The organism is Luteibacter sp. (assembly GCF_035539195.1).
GTDB lineage: Bacteria > Pseudomonadota > Gammaproteobacteria > Xanthomonadales > Rhodanobacteraceae > Luteibacter.
In genome coordinates this window covers 25,172-31,926 of the sequence record NZ_DATLIW010000014.1, presented here as the reverse complement: position 1 = coordinate 31,926, position 6,755 = coordinate 25,172, and the positions used below count along the sequence as shown (strand labels likewise).

Below are 6,755 nucleotides of genomic sequence, written 5' to 3'. Positions count from 1 at the left end.
TCGGCGCCTGCATGCGGCCAACGGACAGATCCCGCCAGCCATCCACGAAATGCTGTCGGTCCGAAAAACGCCCTATCGGGTGTCTAGAAATACTTGACCACTTCACCCACCCTCGCTGCTCAGACAGGTCCTCCGCGTTCGAGAAGGAAAGGCCGCTACCGCGGCCCATGTTCCTATTGGCCTACGGCCGCTCCACTTGTGCGGAACTCGCCTCGAGGGTGGACGCCAAGGTCTCTCACGACGATACGGTTGAGTGCAAGGAGAGCCGGTGCGGGATGCGTGGTCGGCCCTGGCCGCGCCCGGAACATCCGGGCGAAGCGGAAGCGGTTGCTGGTATCCGGTTGCCAAACACCTTCGTCGCGCTTGTGCTGGCGTGCTTGTCGACGATGCGGCCGCGCGCTTTGGCTCGACCCACGCGAGCCTCACGGTTCGGGAGAGTCTTCGGTGCCCACCCTCGAGGCGAGTTCCGCACAAGTGAGCGGCCGCAGGCCATATAAGACACTGGCCGCGAAGCGGCCTTCCGCACCGAACGCGGAGGACCTGTCTGAGCAGCGAGGGTGGGCACCGAAGGCTCTGCGCCGCCACGTCAGCGCTCGCCGCGTCCCCGGAATCTTGCGTCGAACCGAAAAAAAGCCCCCGCCGTAAGGCAGGGGCTTTCGGGTACCTCGTCGATCGCGGCGGCTCAAGCCACCGCGAAAGATCAGGCTGCCGCGTCCTTGAGCTTCTTGAGCGGACGGACCTTGACCTTGACCGAGGCGGGCTTGGCTGCGAACCAGCGCTCTTCACCCGTGAACGGATCCTTGCCCTTGCGCTTCGGCTTCGCAGCGACGGCAACGGAGGTGATCTTCAGCAGGCCGGGCAGCGTGAACGTACCGGCGCCCTTCTTATGAACCGACGCGGAGATCGCGCCTTCGAGCGAAGCCAGCACGGCCTTCACGCTCTTGCTGTCAATGCCGCTCTGCTCGACGATGTGCGAGACGAGCGTGGACTTCGAAAGCGGATCCTTGATCGGCTTGAGCGCGGCCGGGGCCTTCGCAGCCTTCACGGCAGCCTTGGCGGGAGCCTTGGCAGCCTTCTTCGCCGCCGTTTTTTTGGTCGTGGCCATGGTTATCCTTGTCACTGAATCGAATGAGGCGGCCTTTCCGGCCGGTGCCCAGCGGGCGACTCACTCTAGCGTTGCTTTGGTCCGCTGAAAATAGGGTTCGCGAAGATTTTTCGCATTCGAGACCCTTTTTTTCAGGGTCCCTGTGACGCAATGCGGAAAAACGGCGGTTTCAGACGCCTTCGGCCCATCCGGCGAGTACCTTGTCGAGGGTGAGCGGGTAATCGCGGATCCTTACGCCACAGGCGTTGTACACCGCGTTGGCGATGCACGCGCCCGCGCCGGAGATGCCAACTTCACCCAGTCCCTTGATCTTCAGCGGATTGGCCTTGTCGTCCAGTTCAGGCAGGAAGATCGCTTCCATCGAGCCGATGTCCGCGTTGACGGGCACGTGGTACTCGGCCAGGTCATGGTTGACGAAGGCACCGTAGCGTTCGTCCAGGACCATTTCCTCCGAGAGCGCTGAACCCACGCCGAAGATCATCCCGCCCAGTGCCTGGGATCGCGCCGTCTTCGGATTGAGGATGCGCCCGGCGGCGAATACGCCGAGCATGCGGCGCAGACGAATCTCGCCGGTGTCCACGTCCACACCGACCTCGGCGAAGAACGCGCCGTAGGAGTTCTGGTTGTAGTTCGTGTTGTTGGTGCCCGGCTCGACACCTCCATCGGCCGTCACGCCCTCCGTGCCGGCGAGGGCCGCATAACCGACGCGTTTCTTGCCATCGGTAACGTGACCGTCTTCGAAACGGGCGCGTTGCGGATCGATGCCCGCGGACTGGCAGAGCTTGCTACGCAACTGCATGCAGGCGTCGTACAGGCCGGAGCCCGCACTGGCTGCGCCGAACGAACCACCCGAGCCGGGCGTTTCCGGGAAATCCGAATCGCCCAACAGGACGGTGACGCGTTCCATCGGCAGGCCGAGCAGGTCGGCGGCGATCTGCGTGAAGACGGTATAGGAACCGGTACCGATATCGGTCATCGCCATGCGTGCGGTGAGTTGGCCGGTCGCATCCAGGGTCACGTTCGCCTTCGATGCCTGCAGCATGTTGCCGCGCACCGCCGAGGACATGCCGATGCCGACGAGCCAGCGCCCATCGCGTACGCTCGCCGGGCGGGACACACGCTTGTCCCAGCCGAAGCGGCGCGCTCCCTCACGCATGCACTCGACCACCTTGCGGGAGGAGAAGGGCACGCCAAGCTCGGGGTCCACCAGGGGCTCGTTGCGAATGCGCAATTCGATCGGATCGATATCGAGCTGGACGGCCAGTTCGTCCATCGCGCCTTCCAGCGCGAGCAGACCGACCGCCTCGCCCGGTGCGCGCATCGAGATTGCAGGCGGCAAGTCGAGATCGACCAGCCGATGGGTGTTCAAGCGGTGCTCGCCCGCGTAGCGTGAACGGGTGCCGAGGACGGTCGGTTCGAACTCGTCGTTGCCAGGTTCGTTGCCCGACCACGCCTGGTGGGCCTCGGCAAGAAGACGGCCCTCGGCATCGGTGCCCAGACGTACACGCTGGATCGTGTTGGTGCGGTGCCCGACCACATGGAACAGCTGCTGGCGGGTCAGGACCAGCTTGACCGTCCGCCCGGTGGCTTTCGCGGCGAGCGCCGCCAGGACGGCGTCCGGCTGTACGTCGAGCTTGCTGCCGAACCCGCCGCCGATGTACGCGCAGAGCAGCCGGACATTCCCGGGCGCGAGCCCGAACGTGGCGGCAAGCGCCTTGCGACCGGGCGTGGGCATCTGGTTGGACGTCTGAACGGTAAGCTTGTCGCCATCCCAGCTCGCCATCGTGGCATGCGGTTCCATGGCGGCATGGAACTGGAACGGCGTCGTGTAGACCACGTCGAGCCTGTGCGGTGCCGCCGCGTACGCGGCCTCGAAGTCGCCCTTTCCGGTGTCGGTCTTGGCGAAGGGCAGGTCTTTCGGGGTCCGGGCAGTGTCGACGCCGGCGGCAAGATCGAATCGGCCCTCTTGCGCATCGTATTCCGGACGAACCAGCGACGCGGCGTAGCGGGCCTGCTCGTAGGACTGTGCGACCACGAGCGCGACCGGCTGGCCGTAGTGCTTTACCGTGTCGCCCGTCAGTTGCGGCATGGCGCCCTCGGCGCTGCTGTCCTGGCGAGGCGCGTTCTTCGCGGTGAGGACCTCGATGACACCGGGGGCCCGGCATGCCGCCGTAGTGTCCACACGCAGGAGACGGCCGCGGGCAATCGAGGCGAGGACGGGAAAGGCATACGCCACCGCCCCGACGCCGCCGTGTTCGGCAGCGTAGGCCACCTTGCCCTGTACCTTGAGTGGACCATCGACGCGGTCCAGTGGCTTGCCGGTGAAACCATCGGGGCGGTCGTCGAGCGGCGTGATACCGACGGTCGTGTCCATGCGGATCGTCATGCGCCGTCCCTCCCACATGCCTCGACCAGCACCGCACCGAGCGTCCGCCGGGCGAGCGGCACCTTGAAATCGTTATGGCCGAAGCCCCGCGCGCCGGCCAGTGCATGGTCTGCGATGGCACGCAGTGAGGCCTCATCGGTTCCCGCCCCTTGCAGGGAGGCGTCGAACGCCTCGTCGCGCCACGGCATCGCGGCCACCCCGCCGAAGGCGATACGTGCCGAGGTTACGGTATCGCCGTCACATGCGACGATCGCCGCGACCGAGACCAGGGCGAACGCATAGGACGCGCGGTCGCGCACCTTGCGATACAGCTGCCGGCCCGCGGGGGGCGAAGGCAGCGTGACATGGGTGATCAGTTCACCCGGGCGCAGCGCCGTTTCGACCTGTGGCGTATCGCCCGGCAACCTGTAGAAGTCGGCGATCGGAATGGCATGTTCCTCGCCATTGGGCATCAGGGTGTGGACCGTCGCGTCGAGCACCCGCATCGCCACGGCCATGTCGGAGGGATGCGTGGCGATACAGGACTCGCTCGTCCCGAGGATGGCGTGGATGCGGTTGAATCCTCCGATCGCCGCGCACCCACTGCCCGGGTTGCGTTTGTTGCAGGGCATCGCCGTGTCGTAGAAGTAGTAGCAGCGCGTGCGCTGTAGCAGGTTGCCGCCGGTAGTCGCCTTGTTGCGCAGTTGTCCGGAAGCACCGGCGAGCAGGGCGCGGGCAAGCACCGGGTATCGTTCACGCACGCGAAGATCGGCCGCGAGATCGCTATTGCGAACGAGCGCGCCGATGCGCAACCCGCCCTCGGCGGTTTCTTCGATGACGTCCAGGCCCAGACGATTGATGTCGACCAGATGTTCGGGCGTTTCGATCTCCAGCTTCATCAGGTCGAGAAGGTTGGTCCCACCCGCGATGAAGCGGGTGCGCCGTTGCATCACCGCCGCGCGTGAGGCACCCGCCGGCGACGTGGCGCGTTCGTAAGTGAACTGCTTCATGCGTCATCCTCCGCGGCCTCGGCGATCGCGGCGACGATGTTCGGATAGGCACTGCAGCGACAGAGATTTCCACTCATGCGTTCGCGAATCTCGTCGTCGCCCAGGCGCGGCGGCGTGGTCAGATCCTCGGTCACCACACTGGGCCATCCGGCGCGCAGCTCGTCGAGCATGCCGGTAGCCGAGCACAGCTGTCCCGGCGTGCAGTAGCCGCATTGGAAACCGTCGTGCTTGACGAAAGCGGCTTGCAGCGGGCCAAGCGCGTCGCCCGGTGCAAGCCCTTCGACCGTGGTGATCGCGTCGCCGTCGTGCATGACGGCGAGCGTCAGGCAGGCATTGATCCGGCGGCCGTCGATCAGCACCGTGCACGCACCGCACTGGCCGTGATCGCAGCCCTTCTTCGAGCCGGTCAGGCCAAGATGTTCACGCAGCGCATCCAGCAGCGTGACACGCGGGTCGATGTCCAGCTCATGGTCGGTGCCGTTGATGCGCAGCCGCGTCCATACCGTATCGATGCCGGGTACGCGTTCGGATGGCCGCAAGGCGCCGCCGACTGGCGTCGCTTGGTGGCGGGCCGCGTTCGCGGAAGGTGGTTGCGCTCTCGGCTGCATGCCGTTCTCCGTGGATGGCTCACCCGACGGTTGTAAGCATCAGGGCGTGAACGGGGCGGCGCGAATCGAGGCGAGCGGCTTGCCAAACCGTTTACATATGCCCGCGTTGCGGATCGAGGGCGCCTATCGCAATGGCGCGTGCCATGTCGCTTTCCGTGTCCAGGTCGTCGGCGAAGGCGTCGTCGCGAACGGCTTCGGGGGTGGCGTCGTGCCACAGGGCACGAAAGCCGGTGTCGCCCTCGAGCGCCTTGGCGCGCGCCAACGTGGCGGCTCGCAGCACGGCGGGCACGCCCATGGCGTCGCCGTAGGCCGTAACCGTGTCGCGCGAGCCGCCGTGCGCGGTGAGCAATCGCCACAGATGAGCCTCGCTCAGCGCGAGCTGGTCGACGACCACGACAAGCACGGGGGCGGCGCGACCGGCCAGCACATCGGCGGCGACTTTCAGGGATGAGGCGATGCCGGTGGCCCAATCGGGGTTGAACACGGCTATCGCGCCTGCCAGTTGGCCGCACATGCGCTCGGCATGCGCACCGAGAACGACCACGGTCTTGCCTGGCCGGGTCGCGGCGACCATGCGTGCCGTCCTCGCGACCAGCGTCTCGCCGCCGACGGTCAGCAACTGCTTGGGGCGGCCCAGGCGCAGGCTGCCACCCGCGGCGAGGATCAACGCATCGTGGCCGTTCGTCACGATAGACGCGCGCGGTCGCGCTGGCAGATCTGCGCAAGAATGGACAATGCGATACCGTGCGGGGTCTGCGCACCGATCGGGAGGCCCGCGGGGAGGTGCAGCTTTTGCAGCTCGTCGTCGTCCACGCCGTCGTCCTTCAGCCGTTCGACACGCGCGCCGATCTTGTTGCGGCTGCCGAGGATTCCCACCGCGAAGGCGGGCGAATGCAGGGCATGCGCGGCCACGGCATGGTCGATTTCGGCGTCGTGGCTGAGCGAGTACACGGCGGTGCGGTCGTCCAGGGCGAGGTCGCGCAGGGCCGCGGGCAGGCTGCGTGGGTCGTAACCGGCAAGTGAAACGCCCGGCGGAGGCTCGGCTGGGCCATGCGGCCGCAACAGGACTACCTCGACCCCCAGTGTCGGAGCCAGCTGGGCCACCGCAAGCGTGACCGGATCGCCGCCGATGGCGACCAACCTCAGCGGTGGTCGCTGGGTTCGCGCATAGTGTCGTTCGTCGGGTTCCCGGGCACCGTCGACGACGTCCCAGGCGCCGGTCGCGCGATCCGACAGGATCGTGACCGTGCGCCGTTCGCGGCGGGCGACGGAAAGCGTATTGACGTACCGCGACGGCTCGTGCAGTTCACGAACGAAGATGCCGATCCGGCCGCCGCAGCTCAACTGGATGTCCAGCACGGGGCTGCCGACCCCGTAATCGAGCAGCCGCGGGCGGCCTTCGCCCAGCGCCATCCGGGCCTCCTCGGCGACGGCGGCCTCGACGCAGCCGCCGGAAACGTAACCGGCGACCCGTCCGTCCGCGGCGATCGCCATCTCGCTGTAGAGCGGCCTGGGCGACGGTCCCGCGACGCTGACCAGCGTGGCCAGCGCCACCCGGCCGGCATGCGCGTACTCACGAAGGGCGGGCAGGAGGTCCTCGACCAACGCGTACTCGGGCCAGGCCGGCCATGCTTGCGCAGCGGAAGGGTTCAAGGCGTTCATGCCCG

At 66.9% G+C, this 6,755-nt stretch carries 6 protein-coding genes; all 6 read right to left on the bottom strand.

The genetic code is table 11. The features are described 5' to 3' along the window. Window positions 1-700: 700 nt before the first annotated feature. Window positions 701-1,105: an HU family DNA-binding protein gene (locus VM621_RS03955; RefSeq protein WP_046968653.1), complete on the bottom strand. Its 405-nt coding sequence runs from the start codon at window positions 1,103-1,105 to the stop codon at window positions 701-703. A 169-nt stretch (window positions 1,106-1,274) separates the two neighbouring features. Continuing rightward, window positions 1,275-3,491: a xanthine dehydrogenase family protein molybdopterin-binding subunit gene (locus tag VM621_RS03950; RefSeq protein ID WP_325467693.1), complete on the bottom strand. Its 2,217-nt coding sequence runs from the start codon at window positions 3,489-3,491 to the stop codon at window positions 1,275-1,277. Beyond that, window positions 3,488-4,480, bottom strand: coding sequence for a xanthine dehydrogenase family protein subunit M (locus VM621_RS03945; protein WP_325467692.1), 993 nt, complete (start codon window positions 4,478-4,480; stop codon window positions 3,488-3,490). The genes VM621_RS03950 and VM621_RS03945 overlap by 4 nt, the downstream gene beginning before the upstream one ends. After that, on the bottom strand, window positions 4,477-5,088 hold the full coding sequence (locus VM621_RS03940; RefSeq protein ID WP_325467691.1) for a 2Fe-2S iron-sulfur cluster-binding protein: 612 nt from the start codon (window positions 5,086-5,088) through the stop codon (window positions 4,477-4,479). Before VM621_RS03940 ends, VM621_RS03945 begins: the two co-directional genes overlap by 4 nt. A 91-nt stretch (window positions 5,089-5,179) precedes the next feature. Next, window positions 5,180-5,776, bottom strand: a complete 597-nt coding sequence (locus VM621_RS03935) for a nucleotidyltransferase family protein (protein ID WP_325467690.1) — start codon at window positions 5,774-5,776, stop codon at window positions 5,180-5,182. Further along, on the bottom strand, window positions 5,773-6,750 hold the full coding sequence (locus tag VM621_RS03930; RefSeq protein ID WP_325467689.1) for an XdhC family protein: 978 nt from the start codon (window positions 6,748-6,750) through the stop codon (window positions 5,773-5,775). Before VM621_RS03930 ends, VM621_RS03935 begins: the two co-directional genes overlap by 4 nt. Window positions 6,751-6,755: the final 5 nt, after the last annotated feature.

What these genes read in the sequence shown, in the direction of transcription:
- VM621_RS03940 (WP_325467691.1), bottom strand. Translation starts at nt 5,088, where the DNA reads ATGCAGCCGAGAGCGCAACCACCTTCCGCGAACGCGGCCCGCCACCAA.
- VM621_RS03930 (WP_325467689.1), bottom strand. Translation starts at nt 6,750, where the DNA reads ATGAACGCCTTGAACCCTTCCGCTGCGCAAGCATGGCCGGCCTGGCCC.
- VM621_RS03945 (WP_325467692.1), bottom strand. Translation starts at nt 4,480, where the DNA reads ATGAAGCAGTTCACTTACGAACGCGCCACGTCGCCGGCGGGTGCCTCA.
- VM621_RS03950 (WP_325467693.1), bottom strand. Translation starts at nt 3,491, where the DNA reads ATGACGATCCGCATGGACACGACCGTCGGTATCACGCCGCTCGACGAC.
- VM621_RS03955 (WP_046968653.1), bottom strand. Translation starts at nt 1,105, where the DNA reads ATGGCCACGACCAAAAAAACGGCGGCGAAGAAGGCTGCCAAGGCTCCC.